The sequence below is a fragment of the Novosphingobium olei genome (genome assembly GCF_012927405.1).
GTDB classification, from domain to species: Bacteria; Pseudomonadota; Alphaproteobacteria; order Sphingomonadales; family Sphingomonadaceae; genus Novosphingobium; species Novosphingobium olei.
Genome location: NZ_JABBGM010000009.1, coordinates 79,029 through 97,434, shown reverse-complemented (window position 1 = coordinate 97,434; position 18,406 = coordinate 79,029). Strand labels below are relative to the sequence as shown.

Annotated in this window: 16 protein-coding genes; 10 read left to right on the top strand and 6 right to left on the bottom strand. The window is 66.8% G+C overall.

The window, feature by feature from the left end:
• Nucleotides 1–113 precede the first annotated feature (113 nt).
• Entirely contained in the window at nt 114–713 is a 600-nt protein-coding gene (locus HHL27_RS17050; protein WP_169494591.1) for a hypothetical protein, read from the top strand.
• On the opposite strand, the gene HHL27_RS17045 is transcribed toward HHL27_RS17050, so the two are convergent.
• The gene (locus tag HHL27_RS17045; protein WP_169494590.1) at nt 697–3,579 is read right to left on the bottom strand and encodes a M16 family metallopeptidase; all 2,883 of its coding nucleotides are present in this window, start codon (nt 3,577–3,579) and stop codon (nt 697–699) included. The genes HHL27_RS17050 and HHL27_RS17045 overlap by 17 nt on opposite strands.
• Before the next feature lie 163 nt (nt 3,580–3,742).
• Between HHL27_RS17045 and clpB the strand changes: the two genes are divergently transcribed.
• From clpB to HHL27_RS17020, 5 genes are all read left to right on the top strand, one after another.
• Nucleotides 3,743–6,322 (top strand): ATP-dependent chaperone ClpB, encoded by a 2,580-nt coding sequence (clpB, locus tag HHL27_RS17040; RefSeq protein ID WP_169494589.1) that lies wholly within the window; start codon nt 3,743–3,745, stop codon nt 6,320–6,322.
• A 123-nt stretch (nt 6,323–6,445) separates the two neighbouring features.
• Complete coding sequence (locus HHL27_RS17035) at nt 6,446–7,459, top strand: glycosyltransferase family protein (RefSeq protein WP_169494588.1); 1,014 nt, start codon at nt 6,446–6,448, stop codon at nt 7,457–7,459.
• A complete protein-coding gene (locus tag HHL27_RS17030; protein ID WP_169494587.1) occupies nt 7,456–8,349 on the top strand; it encodes a hypothetical protein in 894 nt (297 codons plus the stop codon). The genes HHL27_RS17035 and HHL27_RS17030 overlap by 4 nt, the downstream gene beginning before the upstream one ends.
• Nucleotides 8,349–9,392, top strand: coding sequence for a hypothetical protein (locus HHL27_RS17025; protein ID WP_169494586.1), 1,044 nt, complete (start codon nt 8,349–8,351; stop codon nt 9,390–9,392). The genes HHL27_RS17030 and HHL27_RS17025 overlap by 1 nt, the downstream gene beginning before the upstream one ends.
• A 184-nt stretch (nt 9,393–9,576) precedes the next feature.
• Nucleotides 9,577–10,362, top strand: a complete 786-nt coding sequence (locus HHL27_RS17020; protein WP_240959934.1) for a hypothetical protein — start codon at nt 9,577–9,579, stop codon at nt 10,360–10,362.
• A gap of 37 nt (nt 10,363–10,399) precedes the next feature.
• On the opposite strand, the gene HHL27_RS17015 is transcribed toward HHL27_RS17020, so the two are convergent.
• Nucleotides 10,400–11,092 (bottom strand): class I SAM-dependent methyltransferase, encoded by a 693-nt coding sequence (locus HHL27_RS17015; RefSeq protein ID WP_169494585.1) that lies wholly within the window; start codon nt 11,090–11,092, stop codon nt 10,400–10,402.
• Between the two features lie 153 nt (nt 11,093–11,245).
• On the opposite strand from HHL27_RS17015, the gene phbB reads away from it, so the two are divergent.
• Entirely contained in the window at nt 11,246–11,968 is a 723-nt protein-coding gene (phbB, locus tag HHL27_RS17010) for an acetoacetyl-CoA reductase (protein ID WP_169494584.1), read from the top strand.
• 60 nt (nt 11,969–12,028) lie between these two features.
• Here phbB and HHL27_RS17005 read toward each other — a convergent pair whose 3' ends face one another.
• On the bottom strand, nt 12,029–12,832 hold the full coding sequence (locus HHL27_RS17005; RefSeq protein ID WP_338114932.1) for a helix-turn-helix domain-containing protein: 804 nt from the start codon (nt 12,830–12,832) through the stop codon (nt 12,029–12,031).
• Between the two features lie 25 nt (nt 12,833–12,857).
• On the opposite strand from HHL27_RS17005, the gene HHL27_RS17000 reads away from it, so the two are divergent.
• Together HHL27_RS17000 and HHL27_RS16995 are read left to right on the top strand one after the other, a co-directional pair.
• On the top strand, nt 12,858–13,106 hold the full coding sequence (locus tag HHL27_RS17000; RefSeq protein ID WP_169494583.1) for a ribbon-helix-helix domain-containing protein: 249 nt from the start codon (nt 12,858–12,860) through the stop codon (nt 13,104–13,106).
• Nucleotides 13,096–13,404 (top strand): DUF1905 domain-containing protein, encoded by a 309-nt coding sequence (locus HHL27_RS16995; RefSeq protein ID WP_169494582.1) that lies wholly within the window; start codon nt 13,096–13,098, stop codon nt 13,402–13,404. The genes HHL27_RS17000 and HHL27_RS16995 overlap by 11 nt, the downstream gene beginning before the upstream one ends.
• A gap of 3 nt (nt 13,405–13,407) precedes the next feature.
• Here the strand turns inward: HHL27_RS16995 and murA are convergent, their stop codons facing one another.
• Nucleotides 13,408–14,691, bottom strand: coding sequence for a UDP-N-acetylglucosamine 1-carboxyvinyltransferase (gene murA / locus HHL27_RS16990; RefSeq protein WP_169494581.1), 1,284 nt, complete (start codon nt 14,689–14,691; stop codon nt 13,408–13,410).
• Nucleotides 14,692–14,826: 135 nt separating this feature from the next.
• Between murA and galU the strand changes: the two genes are divergently transcribed.
• A complete protein-coding gene (gene galU, locus HHL27_RS16985) occupies nt 14,827–15,714 on the top strand; it encodes a UTP--glucose-1-phosphate uridylyltransferase GalU (RefSeq protein ID WP_169494580.1) in 888 nt (295 codons plus the stop codon).
• 30 nt (nt 15,715–15,744) lie between these two features.
• Here the strand turns inward: galU and HHL27_RS16980 are convergent, their stop codons facing one another.
• Together HHL27_RS16980 and HHL27_RS16975 are read right to left on the bottom strand one after the other, a co-directional pair.
• On the bottom strand, nt 15,745–16,863 hold the full coding sequence (locus HHL27_RS16980; protein WP_169494579.1) for a glycosyltransferase: 1,119 nt from the start codon (nt 16,861–16,863) through the stop codon (nt 15,745–15,747).
• Nucleotides 16,860–18,284 (bottom strand): hypothetical protein, encoded by a 1,425-nt coding sequence (locus HHL27_RS16975; protein WP_169494578.1) that lies wholly within the window; start codon nt 18,282–18,284, stop codon nt 16,860–16,862. Before HHL27_RS16975 ends, HHL27_RS16980 begins: the two co-directional genes overlap by 4 nt.
• Between the last annotated feature and the right edge of the window lie 122 nt (nt 18,285–18,406).

The window sequence follows — 18,406 nt, the reverse complement described above, 5'->3', positions numbered from 1 at the left end:
ACGTGGGTTGAGTTGCCGCCGTTTTCGAAGTGTTTCGACACCCGGGAGAATTCAGCCCGTTGCGCTTCGGGCGCGGTGGTGGTGCCATCCCCGCTCGGGATGGGGGACCGGCAATGGGCAAGCGGGAACGGTTGGTGCTGGTCGGCGCAATGGCAGCGATCTGCATAGCCGGGGCAGCAGAGGCCAAGCCGGTGGCGCATCGGCCGAGGCCCGTTCCCTCGGCCGTGGCCGCCGTGCCTTCCACCAGCGTTGCGCCCACGCTGCCCCCGCTGGCGCATGTCTCGTTGCTGGTCGATCTACCGCGCAGCGCGAAAGCCGGGGCACGGGCGGCGGGGATGTTATGTTTGCCCAATGGCGCGGTGCGGGTGGTGGATCTGGTTGGCAGAGATCAGGCGCTGGAGGCAACGGTCAGGGCGGCGCTGGCGCGCGCGGGCGAGGCCCGGCTGCGGGGGCGGGGCGAGATCGAGATCCACCTGACGGACGTTTCGGTGAAGCTCTGCGCGCGCAATTGGGGCGCCTTCGGCATGGGCGGCGACCATGGCGCGCTATCGGGCGAGGCGCGCTATGCCTTTCGCTGGCGGCGCGGCGGCGCTGGCCCGGCGATGCCGGTGGAGATCGCGTTCGGGATCGACCGTCATGCGCCGATGACGGCCGGCGAGATCACCGGCCGCGCGCTGGACCTGCTGTTCGACCGGATCATTCCGGCAGCTTGAAATCCTCGATCGGCAGGCCGAGCCCGGCAAGCTGCGGGCGGATCGACCTGGCATCGCCGACCACGACCCAGGTGAGCGCGGCGGGATCGACCTTGCCCCGGATCGCCGCGTCGAGATCGGCGGCGGTCAACGTGCGGTAGCGTTCGGGCAGACGGGCGTAGAAATCGTCCGGGCGGCCGAGCGAGACGATCTTGGCCATCGCATCGAGCAGCGCGGGGCTGGTTTCGAGCATGCCGGGCAGCTTGCGCGCATTGCTGGCGCTCGCAAGGTCAAGCTCGGCCGGAGTGGTGCCGCGTTTCTGCAGGTAATCGGCAAGATCGCTGCGCATGGCCGCCAGCGCCGGGCCGGCCTTGTCCGCCTGAACCGGGGCGACGAGCAGGAAGGCGCGGCGGTCCAGCCGTTCGTTGAGCACGCTGTACACGCCGTAGGACCAGCCCTTGGTTTCGCGCAGATCGGTATTGAGGCGCGAGAGAAAATCGCCGCCGATGACGTCGTTGGCGGTTTCCAGCGGGACGGCATCGTCCTTGCCGGTAAGCGCGATGGGTTCGCCCGCCACGATCGTCGCCTGCGGCATGCCGGGGCGATCGATCAGCAGGATGCGCGGGCGCGCGGCGGGCAGCATTGCCGGAAACGCCTTGGCAGGCGCGGGATCGGCGGGCGCGGCCCAGTTGCCGAAGCTCGCTTCGAGCAGGCGGGTGACTTCGGCCAGCGTGGTATCGCCGACGACGTAGATCCGCGCGCGATCGGGGCGGAACCACTTGCGGTGGAAGGCGGCGAGATCGTCGCGCGTGAGCTTGCCGACCACGGCGCTGTCACCAAGGCCGGAAGGGGCGCGGCCATAGGGATGGTCAGCCCCGTAGATCGCGGGATAGAGCACGCGGGTGGCAAGCGCCTGCGGGTTGCTGCGTTCGGCGGCGATGGCCGCCAGCTGCTGGGCGCGGACGCGTTCCAGCTCCGCAGGGGCGAGCGCCGGGCGGCGGATGTAATCGGCCAGCAGATCGAGCGAAGGCGCGAGATTGGCAGCCATTGCATCGAGCTGGAACGAGGTGGCATCCGCGCTGGCCGAGGCGGCGATCTGCGCGCCCAGCCGTTCGCGCTGGCGGGCAAGTTCGGTCGAGGAACGGGTGGTGGTGCCTTCGTCCATCACCTGCAGCAGCAGCGCGCCGGTGCCGAGCGCTTCGACCGCATCGGCGGCATAACCCGCATCGAAGCTGACCCGGACCGAGACAGCGGGCACGGCGGCGCGGCGGGCGAAGATCACCTGCATCCCGTTCGACAGGGTGGTGCGTTCGAGCGCGGGGAACGCCAGCGCATCGACCGCGCCGGCAGGGGGCAGCCTGGTGCGATCGGACGGGTCGGCAAAGGCGGCGATCCTGGGTGCAGGCTCGCTCTTGCGGGCGGCCTTGGGCAGCGGCGGCAGGCCATCGCCGCCGCGCTGTTCGCCGCCGCCTTCGCGAGCGCCCGGCGCGACGGTCAGCGCGAAGGCCGGCCGCGTCAGCCAGCGGCGCATGGCATCGCGCACGTCGGCCGGGGTGAGCGCGGCGGCGCGCTTCAATTCGGCTTCGATATAGGCCGGGTCGTTGGAATAGAGCAGCCCTTCGGCGAGCGCCTGCGACTTGCCGCCTTCGCCGCCGACCGATTCGAGCGCACGGATCTGCCCGCTGGCGATGACGGTGAGCGCGCGCGTCATCTCGTCGGCCGTGGGACCTTCGCTGGCAAGCCGCGCCAGTTCGGCATCGAGCGCGGCGGCGGTGGCGGCGGCGTCTCCACCGGGCTTGACGTCTGCCTGGATGGAGAACTGGCCGCCCTGCGCGAAGATCTGCGCGCCCGCGCTGACCGCCACGGCGAGCTGCTTTTCGCGCACCAGCGCATCGTCGAGCCGCGAGCTGGACAGGCCGCCGAGGATCACGCCCGCAACCTGCAGCGGCAGGTAATCGGGCTGGTCATACCCGGGAATCGCCCACATGCGGTAGATGCGCGTGGTGGCGACCTGATCATGGATAGTGCGCGTGACCGGTGCAGGCAGCGTCGGCACCGGGGCATCGACGGCGCGCACCTTCGGCCCGGCCGGGATCGGGCCGAACCACTTGTCGGCCTTGGCCTTTGCGGTGGCGAGGTCGATGTCGCCCGACAGCACCAGCACGGCGTTGTTCGGCGCATAGTGATCGGCAAACCAGCCCTTCACGTCGGCGAGCGAGGCAGCGTCGAGATCGGCCATCGAGCCGATCGTGGAATGGCGATAGGGGTGCCCGGCGGGATAGAGCGTTTCGAGCATCTCGTAATCGACGAGGCCGTAGGGATCGTTGTCGCGCTGGCGCTTTTCGTTCTGGACGACGGCACGCTGGGCATCGACGCGCTTCTGCGTCATCGCCTGGAGCAGGTAGCCCATGCGATCGCTTTCCATCATCAGCGCGCGATCAAGTGCCGGCGTGGGCACGGTTTCGTAATAGTTGGTGCGATCGAACCAGGTGGTGCCGTTCATGTCGGTGGCGCCGGCCTGGCTCAACGGCTGGAAGAAATCGCCGGGCACGTGCTGGGTGCCATAGAACATCAGGTGTTCGAACAAGTGGGCAAAGCCGGTCTTGCCCTGCGGTTCGTGCTTGGAACCGACACCGTACCAAACCGCCACGCCGACGACGGGCGCCTTGCGGTCCGTATGGACCAGGACGGTGAGCCCGTTGGCGAGGGTGAAGCGGTCGTAAGGCAGCTTCACCGCGGAAACGAGATCGGCCAGCGGGGCGGGTTGTGGCGCGGGTGCAGCAGCGGGCGCGGGTACGGCTGCCGCCTGCGGCGGCGCGGAGGGCGCGGCGGCACAGGCGGTAAGCGACAGGGCGAGGAGCGAGACGGAGATGGGGGCAATACGCATGGGCGCCGATGCTAACGACGGCGCGCACGAAAACCAATGAACCATCGGCAATTTTCGACCGGCGACATTGCGCTGCGGGCGTGCTCGACCCATTTTTGATCCAGATCCTTGTGTTGCCAAAAAGACACACTACCTCTGGGCGGATCAGGAGGACAAGACCCCCATGAACCTCGAGAAGTTTACCGACCGCGCCAAGGGTTTCCTGCAGGCGGCACAGACCGTGGCGATCCGCATGAACCACCAGCGGATCACGCCCGACCATATCCTGAAGGCCCTGCTGGAAGACGGCGAGGGCATGGCGAGCGGGCTGATCGCCCGTGCCGGCGGCAATGCCGCGTTCGCGCAGAGCGAGGTCGACAAGGCGCTGGCGAAGATGCCGGCCGTCTCTGGCTCGGGCGCGCAACAAACGCCGGGGCTCGACAACGATGCCGTGCGCGTGCTGGACCAGGCCGAACAGGTCGCGACCAAGAGCGGCGACAGCTTCGTCACCGTCGAACGCATGCTCGTGGCGCTGGCGCTGGCCACCACCACGACCGCGGGACAGGCGCTGAAGGCCGCGAACGTCACGCCGCAGGCGCTGGAGGCAGCGATCACCGCGTTGCGCGGCGGGCGCACGGCGGCCAGCGCGAGCGCCGAAAACGCCTATGACGCGATGAAGAAGTACGCCCGCGACCTGACCGAGGCGGCGCGCGACGGCAAGCTCGACCCCGTGATCGGCCGCGACGAGGAAATCCGCCGCACCGTGCAGATCCTGGCCCGCCGCACCAAGAACAACCCGGCGCTGATCGGTGAACCCGGCGTGGGCAAGACCGCGATCGCGGAGGGCCTCGCGCTGCGCATCGCCAACGGCGACGTGCCCGATAGCCTGAAAGACCGCCGCCTGATGGCGCTCGACATGGGCGCGCTGATCGCGGGCGCGAAGTATCGCGGCGAGTTCGAGGAACGCCTGAAGGCCGTGCTCGACGAGGTGAAGGGCGCCGAGGGCGAGATCATCCTGTTCATCGACGAGATGCACACCCTGATCGGGGCGGGCAAGGGCGAAGGCGCGATGGACGCCGGCAACCTGCTGAAGCCCGCCCTCGCCCGTGGCGAACTGCACTGCATCGGCGCGACGACGCTGGATGAATACCAGAAGTACGTCGAAAAGGACCCCGCGCTGCAGCGGCGGTTCCAGCCGGTGTTCGTGGGTGAGCCGACCGTGGAGGACACGATCAGCATCCTGCGCGGGATCAAGGACAAGTACGAGTTGCACCACGGCGTGCGCATCGCCGATGGCGCGATCGTGGCGGCGGCGACGCTGTCCAACCGCTATATCTCGGACCGCTTCCTGCCCGACAAGGCGATCGACCTGATGGACGAGGCCGCCAGCCGCATCCGCATGGAAGTGGAAAGCAAGCCCGAGGAGATCGAGAAGCTCGACCGGCGCATCATCCAGATGAAGATCGAGGAGATGGCGCTGGGCAAGGAGACCGACACCGCATCCAAGGACCGCCTGACCGCGCTGCGCGAGGAACTGGCGAACCTTGAGCAGCAGTCGGCCGAACTGACCACCCGCTGGCAGAACGAGCGCGACAAGATCGCCGCCGAGGGCAAGGTGAAGGAACAGCTCGACGCCGCGCGCGTGGAGCTGGAGGTGGCGCAGCGCAATGGCGACCTGGCGAAGGCCGGTGAGCTTGCCTATGGCCGCATTCCCGAGCTGGAGCGCCAGCTGGCCGAGGCCCAGGGCGTGAGCCAGAACGCCATGCTGCGCGAGGAGGTGACCGCCGAGGACATCGCCGCCGTCGTCAGCAAGTGGACCGGCGTGCCCGTCGACCGGATGATGGAAGGCGAGCGCGAGAAGCTGCTCAAGATGGAAGAAGTGCTGGGCCAGCGCGTGATCGGGCAGAGGGACGCGGTGATCGCGGTGTCCAAGGCCGTTCGCCGTGCGCGCGCCGGCCTTCAGGACCCGAACCGGCCACTGGGCAGCTTCCTGTTCCTGGGCCCCACGGGCGTGGGCAAGACCGAACTGACCAAGGCTCTGGCAGGCTTCCTGTTCGACGACGACAACGCGATGGTGCGCATCGACATGAGCGAGTTCATGGAAAAGCACGCCGTGTCGCGCCTGATCGGCGCGCCTCCGGGCTATGTCGGCTATGACGAAGGCGGCGTGCTGACCGAGGCGGTGCGGCGCCGACCTTATCAGGTCGTGCTGTTCGATGAGGTGGAGAAGGCGCACCAGGACGTGTTCAACGTGCTGTTGCAGGTGCTCGACGATGGCCGCCTGACCGACGGGCAAGGCCGCGTGGTGGACTTTACCAACACGCTGATCATCCTGACCAGCAACCTTGGCAGTCAGTACCTTGCCAATCTGGAGGAAGGGCAGGACGTCGAGACGGTCGAGCCACAGGTGATGGACGTGGTCCGCGGGCATTTCCGCCCCGAATTCCTGAACCGGCTGGACGAGATCATCCTGTTCCACCGTCTGGGCCAGGACCACATGGCGCCGATCGTCGAGATCCAGGTGGCGCGCGTCGCCAAGCTGCTGAAGGATCGCAAGATCGTGCTCGACCTGACCGATGCCGCCAAGCGGTGGCTTGGCCGCGTCGGTTACGATCCGGTGTACGGTGCGCGTCCGTTGAAGCGGGCGGTGCAGCGTTACCTGCAGGATCCGCTGGCCGAAAAGCTGCTCGCCGGCGAGATCGCCGACGGCAGCACGGTGACGATCGACGAAGGCGATGGCGCGCTGACGTTCGTTGTCGGCTGACGCCGGCCGACAGGCCATGACGGGCGCTTCGGACCATGTCCGGGGCGCCCGTCTTTTTGCAGTGCAGCACGCATCCCATGGCGGGGTCTTGACGTAGCTCCCGCAACTGCGAAAAGCAGCGACATGTCAGAGCGCGCCGTTTCACCCGCCGTGGTGATCTACGACAACTATCCCGGAAACGACGGGCACCGGGGCGAATATTACGCGCTGATGGCGCGCCTGATCGGCAGCACGCGCACGTCGTCGCTGTGGCGCGCGCTGTGGGCACGCCAGCCGGTGCTGGACGGCGCGATCGAGGCATCGGTCGGATCGTACATCCTGCTTTGCGTGGTGCGGGCCGCGATGGGACGGCGCACCGCCGGCATCCTGTTCCGCCCGCTGCCTCTGCTGGAAGGCGGACTGCTGCGGCTGCGGGTCAAGCGGATGCTGCTGGGACTGGTCAAGCGCCTGCCGGGGGTTGCCACGCTGACCATCCTGCCTTTCGAGCTGGAGCCCGGATTCGCGCGCTTTGCCAGCGGCTGGATCTACGATCCGCAGTACTGGGACCTGCACTACCCCGACGCGGTCGATGCCGACCGGCCGATCGGGGCCTTTGCGCAGGAGATCCGCGCCGCCGCCGCGAAGCGCCGCGTGGTCGTGGCGGTGGGGCGTCAGGACGAGGCCAAGGGCTTCGACATGTTTTCGCAGCTGTTCGCGGCGCGTGCGGACTTGCGCGAGCGCTGGCTCTTCGCGTTCGGCGGGCGGGTGGTCGACCGGCTGGTCGCGCCGTGCCTCGATCCGTTCGTGGCCGCTGGCGGACAGGCGAAGTCCGAATACATCAGCCACGACGAACTGCTCGACCTTTATGCCGCCGCCGACGCGGTGTGGTGCTGCTATGCGCTAGACTACGACCAGGCCTCCGGCGTGTTCGGGCGGGCAATCCAGCTCGGACTGCCGGTAATCGTGCGCAAGGGCTCGTTGCTCGAACGCACGTGCCGGGCAGAGGGACTGGCTTACGTCGCCTATGACGGCGAGGTGGCGAGCTTCGATGGCGTTGCCGTGCCGGCGCCGACCGACCCGGTGCTGGCCGCCCGCCGCGCGCGCCAGTGGGGCGAGGAAAGCGTGACGAAGCTGCGCGGGTTCCTCGGCCTCGCATGATCGGCCGCACGCTTCTCGATCTTCTGGCAGTGGCAGGCGCTCTGGGCCTGATCGCACTGCTGGCGGTCGAGATCGGCCTGCGGGTGACGGGGATTGGCGGCTTCCCGCTGTTCGTGCGCGATCAACGTTCGGTCTATCGCATGGCATCGGACCAGCAGGGACGCTTTCGCCGCCGCGCGCGCTGGCGCTATGGCCGGTTCGGCATCCGCACCGACGTGGATGTCGACACGCTTGCCGGCAAAGTCGTGGTGCTGGGCGACAGCGTGGTCGAAGGCGGGCTGCACCTCGACCAGAGCGAAACGCTCGCCGCGGTGCTGGAGCGCGAGACGGGCCAGGCGATCTGCCCGGTCGCCTGCCACGGCTGGGCGCTCGACAACGAACTCGGCGCACTGACCGCGCTGCCCGGCTGGGCGCAGGCCGCCGCGCTGGTGTGGGTCGTCAACAGCGGCGATTTCGACACGGTGGGCCAGGGCGAAAGCGAGCTCTCGTTCCCCACGCGCCGACCGCTGTGGCTGGCGCTGTGGCTGGCGCGCCGGCACATCTATCGCACCCAGCCGCGCTGGTGGCCGGTGAAGGGCATGCTTTCGCGCCCCGGTCCCTACATGCCCGAGATGCGCGAGGCGGCGCTCGCCCGCTTTGCGCAGGTCGCGCCGCAGATCGCGGGGCCGATCGTGATCGTCGCCCATGCGCTGCGGGGCGAGGATGTGGACGGCGAGCCCTTCTTCCGCCGCCTGGCGCAAGTGCGGCCCGGCACCGGCTTCGTCGCGCCGAGCAGGCTGCCCGGCTGGGGCGATGACTGCTATCTCGACTTCATTCACCCCAATGCGCGTGGCGCGCGGCTGATCGCCGACGCCATCGCCCCGTTCCTGCCTGCGCGCGAGGAAGCCTGATGGACGCGTCTCCCGAACTGACCGCCCTGTTCGAGCGCAAGCTCGACGAACTGCAATTCGGCCCGGGCGACCGGCTGCTGGTGTTCCGCCCGGTCGCCTGCGGCCTGGGCGGGCAATTGAGCGGGCGGCTGCTGACGCTCGCCATGGCGCTGGCGCTGGGCCGCAAGGCGGTGTTCCTGGGCCTGACCGATCCGCCCTATGGCCAGACGCTGGCCGCGCTGCACGACGAAGGGCACGACCTGACCGGGCTTGATACCGCGCCGATCGTCGAGATCGCTGCCGACCAGCCGGACAGGATCGTGGTGCACGATCCCAAGCTGATGTCGGTGCACGGCCCGCATTTCAGCACGCCCTTGCTGCAAAAGGCTTCGGCCCGGCTTGGCGTCGAGATTGCCAGCCAGATCCTGCTCGAAGGTCTGGTTTTCAACTGGATGAAAGTCACCCCCAAGGTGGTGGCCTGGAACGAGGCGCAGCGTGTGCGGCTGGGGGTCGATGGCGATACGCTGGGCGTGCATTTCCGCCGCGGCGACAAGGCGGTCGAGACCGCGTTCGTGCCCGCGGCGGTGATCAATGCACGCATCGCCGAGATCCATGCCGCCTGGCCTTTCGCCAAGCTGTTCCTGGCAAGCGACAGCCCCAATGCACCGCAGGAGATCGTCTGCCCGGCCGGCGTCGAGCTGATCTTCGACACGCAGGAGCAGCGATTCAACAACGCCAACCACAAAATGCTGATGGAGCAGCCCGAACTGGTCGAGCAGGAGACGCTGGTGGCGTTCAAGAACATCCACCTGCTGTCGATCTGCGGCGGCGTGGTGGGGCAGGACAACGCCCACTTCGCGACGATCGCCGCGGCATCGATCCTGGCGCGCGGCACGCCGCCCGAACGGATTGCGCTGATCAGTGGGCGGATCGCGGAGGAGAACAACCCGATGCTGGCGCGCTACTTCCGCGTCAAGGCCATGGCGCGGGCCATTGCGCGGCGGCTGCTGCCGCACATGACGGCCAGCGCGCGGATGGAGCGGGCGATGCGCCGCGCGCGCTGACGCTGCTGTGGAGATTCAGCCACAGGTTGGCAGCAAGCGACGGAATGAGGACATTCCCGTGCTTGGGCGTACTGGAAATGTAACCACCATTTGCTTATGTCGAGGAACGAACCGGCGTCCCGACCATCTCGCTTAGACGAGTCGATCGGAAAACACCGGGCGAATGAGGGCCAAGGTAAGACAGATGCGCAAGCAGGCGGACAAGCGAGTGAAAGGGGCTGAAAAGTACCGCTTTCTTCGTGCGCCCCTGATCGGCGCGGGTCTTTTCGCGGTCGCGCTCTTCGCCGTTCCGGCCGTCGGCAGCACGCTGGTCAGCAAGATCGACTCGACGCCTGTCAGCCTGGCGGCCCGTGGTGGCCTCGGTTCGTTCACGCCGGCCTCGGTCGATCCACGGCTTGCCGCGCAGTTCGGCCTGCCCACGCATGGCAAGCTGTTCCGCTTCACCCCCGCCGGATCGGAAACCCGTCCGAACCGCGCGGTGACCGTCGCGATCCGCATCGATGGCGCGGATGCCCGTGCGATTTCGGTCCGCGGCACCCTGCCCGCTTCGGCAACCGTACCCGGCTTTGCCGCCGTGCGCATTGCGCCCACGGTCTACAACCTTGGCGCGGCGCGCGGGTACCAGAGCTTTGCAGCGGGCAGCGGCACGGTGCTGCCGCGCGAGATCCAGCGCCTCGACATTCCCGATCTGCGCAGCTTCACGCCGGCCGGCTCGACCACTTCGGTCAATCCCGGTCGCCTCGCGCCGCGCATCCAGATCGACGAGAAGGAACGCACCGGCCGCGCGCCGCGCACGCTGGAAACGCAGGGCGACTACCAGCTCGACCTGGGTGGCAGCTATCGCCTGACGCGCAACTTCAACGCGATCGCGGGCATCCGCTATTCGTCCGAGCGTGACCGCCTGCGCCCGCTGACCGACGGCAAGCAGGACAACCAGGCCGTCTACGTCGGAACCCAGTTCCGCTTCTGATCCGACGCCGCCACGCATGGCGCGGCGGCACCGAATTTCACCGCCGCAATTTATCGAGCAGCCGCATCGCGATGCGCCTTGCAGCGCTTGGCTTGCGCGGTGGCTTTGCCGAAACCGCGATCACATCATCCGTCATCGCCGCTGCCTGCAGCCCGACCAGCGCGGCGGAGCGGGCCAGATCGTCGAGCGAGAAGCGCCAGCGGGGCGACATGTCGTCGGATGCGACCCAGCCGAGCCCGACCCGGTCGACCAGCCACTGCCCATCGGGCTTGAGCACATCGGCATAGAACCGAAGCATCGCCATGTAGTGATCGAGGCAGCAGGCGAATGTGGTCGGGTTATTGTCGACGATGAAGTCGAACTGCCCCCATTCCAGGCCGTCTGCCCCCAGGTACTTGTTGTGCAGCCGAACGTCGTAGCGCGGTATCGCAAGGCTGCGGCCATGGGTCACTTCTTCGCGGGTGATGGTGGTGCCGACGACTTCGGCGCCGCGCGCGCAGAAGCGCTTGGCCAGAAGCGAATTGCCCGCGCCTACGTGGAGGATGCGCTTGCCGCGCATGGGAAAGCCATCGAGGTAGCGTTCGATGCGCAGCTGGTCCTCGGTCGTCGGGTGAAGCGACCAGACGTGCCATTCGTCCAGCACGACGACACCGGGTTGATCCGTCGCGCCGCAGGATGGGAGCAGGTCTTCGAACAAGTCTGCCGCGCGGCGGCCTGGCGGCTGATCCATGTCACTCCCCGCGATCCTGCAGACCGCAATTCCGAAGGCTAGACCATGCTGCAGCGCAGCGTCAATCGGGGCGGATACCCGGCACCTAACACTTGTCGCAGGACAGTCATGCTTCTACCCTAACCGCGAGAGGGCGACGGCGGGAGTATGTGGATGACAAGAGTAGCAATCGTTACGGGCGGGACACGTGGTATCGGCGAGGCGATCAGCCTAGCCCTGCAGGCCGAAGGCCGCACCGTGGTGGCCAACTACGCCGGCAACGAGGAAAAGGCGCGCGCCTTCACCGAAGCCACCGGGATCAAGACCTACAAGTGGGACGTGGGCGACCATGAAGCGACGCTGGAAGGCTGCGCGCGCGTGGCCGCCGAAGTCGGTCCGATCGACATCGTGGTGAACAACGCCGGCATCACCCGCGACGGCGTGCTGCACAAGATGAGCTTCGATGACTGGAACGAAGTGATGCGCATCAACCTTGGCGGCTGCTTCAACATGGCCAAGGCGACTTTCCCCGGCATGCGCGAGCGCGGATGGGGCCGCATCGTCAACATCGGTTCGATCAACGGACAGGCAGGCCAGTACGGCCAGGTCAACTACGCCGCAGCAAAGTCCGGCATCCACGGCTTCACCAAGGCGCTTGCGCAGGAAGGCGCGAAGTTCGGCGTCACCGTCAACGCCATCGCGCCGGGCTATATCGATACTGACATGGTCGCCGCCGTTCCGCCCCCGGTGCTCGAGAAGATCGTCGCCAAGATTCCGTGTGGCCGCCTGGGCCAGGCGAGCGAGATCGCGCGCGGCGTGTCGTTCCTGACATCGGAGGAAGGTGGCTTCGTGACGGGTTCGACCATGAGCATCAACGGCGGCCAGCACATGTACTGATCCGCCACCGGGACGACAGACAGGTCCGCCCCAAACATTGCGGCGGACCTGCCTTTCGGATCAGGCGATGTAGATCCCCGATACTTTCCAGACCCCATCCTCATGCACCAGCGTCAGCAGTTCGGAGCCTTCGGGCTTGTTGGCGTAGCGGGCGCGGAACTTCACCACCACATTGCCATCGGGCGGCGCCGGCGTTTCCTCTGCCGAGAGCAGCACGCGGCTGCTGGCCGGGCCGAACTTGCCGTGGACGCCAAGCGCGGCCTGCGTCCAGCCGTCGAGCGTGTTGCTGGTGCGGAAGGCCCGCGTGGTGAGATCGTAGCTTGCCTTCCAGTCGCGCGCATCGACCAGTTCGAGCCAGTGGCGCGCGGCGGCGACGGCTTCGGTTTCGGCGACGGTCAGCGGCGCTGCATCAGCCGCGGGCACCGACGACGGCGCAACCGGACTGGCACCGCCGGCGACCGCAAGAGCTGCGGCAAGGGTCAGGCTCAATAACATGGCAATGCCTCCTGCAATCCAGCCGGGCCGGCCCCGATGGCCGCTCTGTTGGGCTGGTAGACCAAAAGGTTGCTCCTGATCCTGCACGGCCGCATCCAGCAAAGCCTTGTCCCCAAGCGATTGGGGGGTCTGTCCTTCGATCTCGTGCAGCAGCCGCGCCGCTTCGCGACTGCTCGACACGGCGAGCTTGCGGCGCGCTTCGCGCAGGCGTTCGTTGACGGTGTGGACCGACAGGCCGAAATGGCGCGCCATCGACTTGGCATCGTGGCCGGCCAGCAGCAGCCGCAGCGTCTCCTTTTCCTTTTCGCTCAATGCAAGATGGTTGCCGGTCATGCCCCGGATGTACGATCGGCCCAACTTGCGGGCCACCCCGAATTTCTCGTACCCTGCCCCGATGAGCTCGCCCTATCACCCTCCGGTCAAGCGCTCGGTCGAGATCGCTGGGCACAAGACCTCGATCAGCCTCGAGCCGCTGTTCTGGGACATGCTGCGCAGCGCGGCAGAGGACGAGAGCGTGCCGATCAACGCACTGGTCGCGCGGATCGACGTCGAACGAATTCAAGCGGATACGCCGCCCGGCCTCGCCAGCGCGGTGCGGCTGTGGCTGGTGGCGCGGCTGCAGGGCGCGGCGCATGCCGAATGACGGCGCGCCGCTTGCCGAGCTGACGTTCACGGCGGTGCTGATCGCGTGGCGCGGCCCCGCCCCGTATGTGTTTGCGCCCATCCCGCCCGAATGCGTCGGCGAAGTAGCCCACGCCGCGCGCAGCGCAAGCTATGGCTGGGGCTGCGTTCCAGTGACGGCAACAATCGGGACGACGCAGTTCACGACATCCCTGATGCCGCGCGATGGTGGATACCTGGTGCCGATCAAGCGCGCGGTGCAGCTGTCGGAGGGCGCGACCGTGGGCGCACGCGTGCACGTGCGCCTGACGATCGCCTGAGCCTCAGTCCCCGCCGACGCGCTCGACATCGGCGCCGAGCAGGGCAAACTTCTCCTCCAGCCGTTCATAGCCACGGTCGAGGTGGTAAAGGCGGTGGACCTGCGTTTCGCCCTCTGCAGCAAGGCCGGCGATGACCAGGCTCATCGACGCGCGCAGGTCGGTCGCCATGACTTCGGCGCCGTGCATCCGATCCACGCCATGAACGATGGCGGTGCGGCCCTTGGTTTCGATCCGCGCGCCCATGCGATTCAGTTCGGGCACGTGCATGTAGCGGTTTTCGAAGATCGTCTCGGTCAGGACGCTCGAGCCCTTGGCAAGGCAGAGCATCGCCATGAGCTGGGCCTGCATGTCGGTCGCAAAGCCCGGATAGGGCGCGGTCGAGAGCGTAACTGGCCGCAGTTCGCCATCGGCGGCCACGTGGAGGCCGGCCTTGGTTTCCTCGACATGCACGCCGGCATCGCGCAGCGCCTGGATCGTGGCTTCCATCTCGCTGGCGCGGGCGCCGGCGAGGGTCACTTCGCCGCCGGTGATCGCCGCGGCGCAGGCATAGGAGCCGGCCTCGATGCGATCGGGCATGACCATATAGGTCGCGCCATGCAGGCGATTGACCCCGTGGATGGTGATGTCCGAAGTGCCGATGCCTTCGATCTGGGCACCCATGGCGACAAGCAGGTTGCACAAGTCAACGATCTCGGGCTCGCGCGCGGCGTTGTGGAGCGTGCTGGTGCCGTTGGCGAGCACGGCCGCCATCAGCGCGTTCTCGGTCGCGCCGACCGAGACCACCGGGAAGCTGTAGCGCCCGCCGGGAAGGCCGCCATCGGGCGCGACCGCGCGGACGTAACCGGCGGCAAGTTCGATCTTCGCGCCGAACGCTTCGAGCGCCTTGAGGTGGAGATCGATCGGGCGGTTGCCGATGGCGCATCCGCCGGGCAGCGACACGGTCGCTTCGCCCGCGCGTGCGAGGAGCGGGCCGAGCACGAGGATCGACGCGCGCATCTTGCGAACCAGATCGTAGGGCGCGACCGTCGAGGTGAGGCGCGTGGCCTGCAGCGTCATGACCCGGCCGAAGTCTTCGGGCCGCGCGCCGGCAATAGAGGTCGAGATGCCGAACTGGTTCATCAGGTGCTGGAAACCATCGATGTCGGCCAGCCGGGGCAAGTTGCGCAAAGTGACCGGCTCGTCGGTCAGAAGGGCACAGGGCAGCAGGGTCAGCGCCGCGTTCTTGGCACCAGAGACGGGAACAGTTCCGGAAAGGCGCTTGCCGCCGCGAATGATGATCTTGTCCATCGCAGCCCCTTAGCGAGTTTGCCGCAATCGCGCAAAAGGCGATGCGCTTGGCGCTGTGAATGGAAAAGCGGACTTGCCTGTCTGAAACGGACCGTCTTAACTGCACTGCAACATAAACAGGGAATTGAAGCCGGCATGACGAGCGCGACCACCCGCAAACCAATCCGCAAGGCCGTCTTCCCCGTTGCGGGCCTGGGCACCCGGTTCCTGCCCGCCACCAAGGCCATCCCGAAGGAGATGCTGCCGATCATCGATCGACCGCTTATCCAGTACGCGGTCGATGAAGCCAGGGAGGCGGGGATCGAGCAACTGATCTTCGTGACCGGGCGTGGCAAAACCGCGATCGTCGAACACTTCGACACCGCCTACGAGCTGGAAAGCACGATGTCGGGCCGGAACAAGGACTTGTCCGTGCTAGACCCCACCCGCATCCAGCCGGGCAACCTGGTCACCGTGCGCCAGCAGGTGCCGATGGGACTTGGCCACGCGGTGTGGTGCGCCCGCGCGGTGGTGGGTGACGAGCCTTTTGCGATCTTCCTGCCCGACGAGATGATGGTCGGCAGCCCCGGTTGCATGAAGCAGATGGTCGACGCCTACAACGAGGTCGGCGGCAACCTGATCTCGGTGCTCGAGGTGCCGGAAGAGGAAGTTTCGAGCTACGGGGTGATCGCACCGGGCGCGCGCAAGTCGGACACACTGACCGAAGTTACCGCTCTGGTGGAAAAGCCCAAGCGCGAGGATGCGCCGTCGAACCTGATCATCTCGGGCCGCTACATTCTCCAGCCCGAAGTTATGCGCACGCTCGAAAGCCAGGGCAAGGGCGCCGGCGGCGAAATCCAGCTGACCGACGCGATGGCGAAGATGATTGGCGAGCAGCCGTTCCACGCGGTGACGTTCGCCGGGCGCCGTTTCGATTGTGGCAGCAAGACCGGCTTTGTCGAGGCAACCATCGCGCTGGCGCTCGAACGCCCGGACATGGCCGACGACGTCCGCGCGATCATGCGCCGCTTGCTCGGGGACTAACGGTTCGGCCAGAGCGCCCGCACGGGTGCGTCAGGCGATGCCGCTGAGACTGCGATAGGCGTCTGCCCAGCGCTGGGCGACGGTCTCGGCCGAGAAATGGCTGCGGGCCAACCCGCTCGCCGCTTCGGACATTGCGTGCCATGCCCCTTCGTCAAGCGACAGCGCGTGCGACAGCGTACTGGCGATGCCGGCGGCATCGTATCCGCACGGCAGGGCAGCGCCCGCGGCAAAGCCTTCGGGCAGGTTGCATTCATCGGTCATGACGGTCGGAACGCCGGCGGCCCAGGCCTCGAGGATCGCCATCGGCAAGCCTTCGCTCAGCGATGGCAGCACGACGAATCGCGAGCGCGCCACCAGCGCGTCCTTTTCCGCGCCGAAAATGGAGCCGATAAAGGAAATGGTCGGGTCTGGCGCAATCGCGGCCTTCAGCGCCGCGACATCCGCGGCATCGCCCCAACCCGCCAGGGTCAGGCGCGCATCGACCTGCTTGGGAAGGTTGCGCCAGGCTTCAACCAGCGGAAGCAGGTTCTTCTTGGAATGGATGCGCCCGATATAGGTCACCTGCGGTGCGGAATACCCCTGCGACAGCGCCGTCGGAACAGGGCCCGCATTGGGAATGACGAGTGACCGCCGGCTTGCGGTTTCGCGCTCGATGTCACTGGCTTCGCGCGCCGTCAGCGCATGAAAGGCCGTCGCCGCACGCCAGCTTCGACGCTCGTAGCCCAGCCGCGCCAGCGCCTTTTTCCAGCGCCCGCGCCCTGTGATCCAGGGATCGAGCATGCCGTGCGGCGAGATCAGGTACGGTTTGCCGGTCGTCTTGGCCCAACGCGCGCCCGCCGAGGATGGGTACATCCAGATACCGTGAAGGTGCAGCAGGTCCAGGTTCGCATCGATCATGCTCTGCGCGAGATCCGGTGCAAAGCCCACTACGCCGGGCCCGACCGTCGGACTGAGCGACAGCCTTCCAGGCGAAAAGCGGGAACTGTCCTCGGTCACATGGCGATCGTCGAGCGCGAACACGCGCGCTTCCCCGCCGAGACCCTGGATCATGTCAGCCTGACGGACGACAGCCTCGAACACTCCGCCACCTGCACGTGATGCCCAGGGGGTGAGCAAACCGATCCGCATGCCCTTGAGCGGAAGGTTCATCGATTGGGCGAATGCTGCAACTGCGCAAGCGAGGCACGCCGCCGCGCAACCGCAGGTGGCACGTTTGGCCTCGACGCACCACGCGCCGGCTCGACCGGCCCCGGCGTGCTGACGACGTGGACCAATCCCATACCGAGCTCGCGCAGATATCGGGCGCGCGCGCCGATGAACAGTCCGGTCCCCACCCCGTACCAGAGCGACCAGCCCCGGCTATTGAAGATCGAAGAGAAGAAGTTTGCGACGATGCATCCGATGATGATCGAGCTGCCCCACGCCGCAAGGAACAGCAGGTCCGACCCGTCGAACTTGCTTCTCGCGAGCCGGATCAAAAGCATGATGGCGTTGAAGAATTGCCAGAATTGAACTGCCAGCAGCGTGCCGCCGCCCGCAATCCCGGCAATGAACAGCAGACTGAGATGCTGACTGTGCCCGAAGCCGATCGAGTTTTCCGAACCGCCGCCTACCTCGCGCGGGTAGTAATAGGTCGTCACGGCGGCAAAGCCATTCCCGGAAACCAACGTCTGGGTCGTTTCCTCGAAGTGCTTGATCATGAAATCCCACTCGGACTGGCGGGTGTAGAGCGTGTAATCCTCGCCGCTGCTGGTGCGCTGGGTATAGAGGCGATCTGTCCAGCGCGTGACGCCCTCGCCGCCGTAGACAAGGAAGCCTACGCCAAAGATACTGACAACGACGATTGCCGCAATCAGGCGCGGGCCAATCAGACGATTCGCGCCGGCAGCGAGCGGCGCCAGCTGCACTGCTGCCGACATAAGATATGTGCGCGTGATCGACAGAAAGAGCAGGACGAATGCCGATCCCATTGCGCCGATCTCGGTCAAGGTGAGCCCGAAGAGCGCCATGCATTCGAGATAGCCAATAGCCGGAATTGTCGCCCCGCCCAGGATCTGGAAACGGACAGTCTCGAAATCGATCGGTCCGTTGACCAATCGCTGAACCACAAAACCCGAGATCACATACGCGAGCGCGGCAACCGCCAGCAGCCGTCTCAGCGCTGCCGGGTCGCAGGTCATCACCACGCGGGTCGTTGCGTAGGCCGTCGCCATATAGAGCACGGCAGGCAGCGCAATCCTGCCCAAGTCGCTTGGCTGCTGACCGTTCAGCAGACCGCTGACGGATCCCACTGCCACGAAAACAGTTACTGCCAGTAGAAAGGGCATCAATCCGGGCATCGCATACCTTCTGGTGGTGTCGACCACAAAAAGGTACGCGAACGCAGCCACGTAGATGCCAAAGAAGACCAGCGGAAGCGCGCCGAGACCCTTGCTCGAATCAGCCTTGAAATCGAAGACCATCGAGAAGACGAGCACGACGAACGCGGCAAAAAGCGCGGCTGCGTCTCTTTTGCGGGCTGCCAAACCGACAGGGATATAGGGTGTGCGCAGGCGCGCTTCGGAAGTCATGCGATCGCCCTAACCGGAGCAGCAACGCGAAGAACCACTTGGCCGGTCATATGCAAGAAACTCGTGAAGGGTCGATAAGGATTTCCGACGCGAAGCGCGCGGCTTGGCCCCCTCAGCCGGCA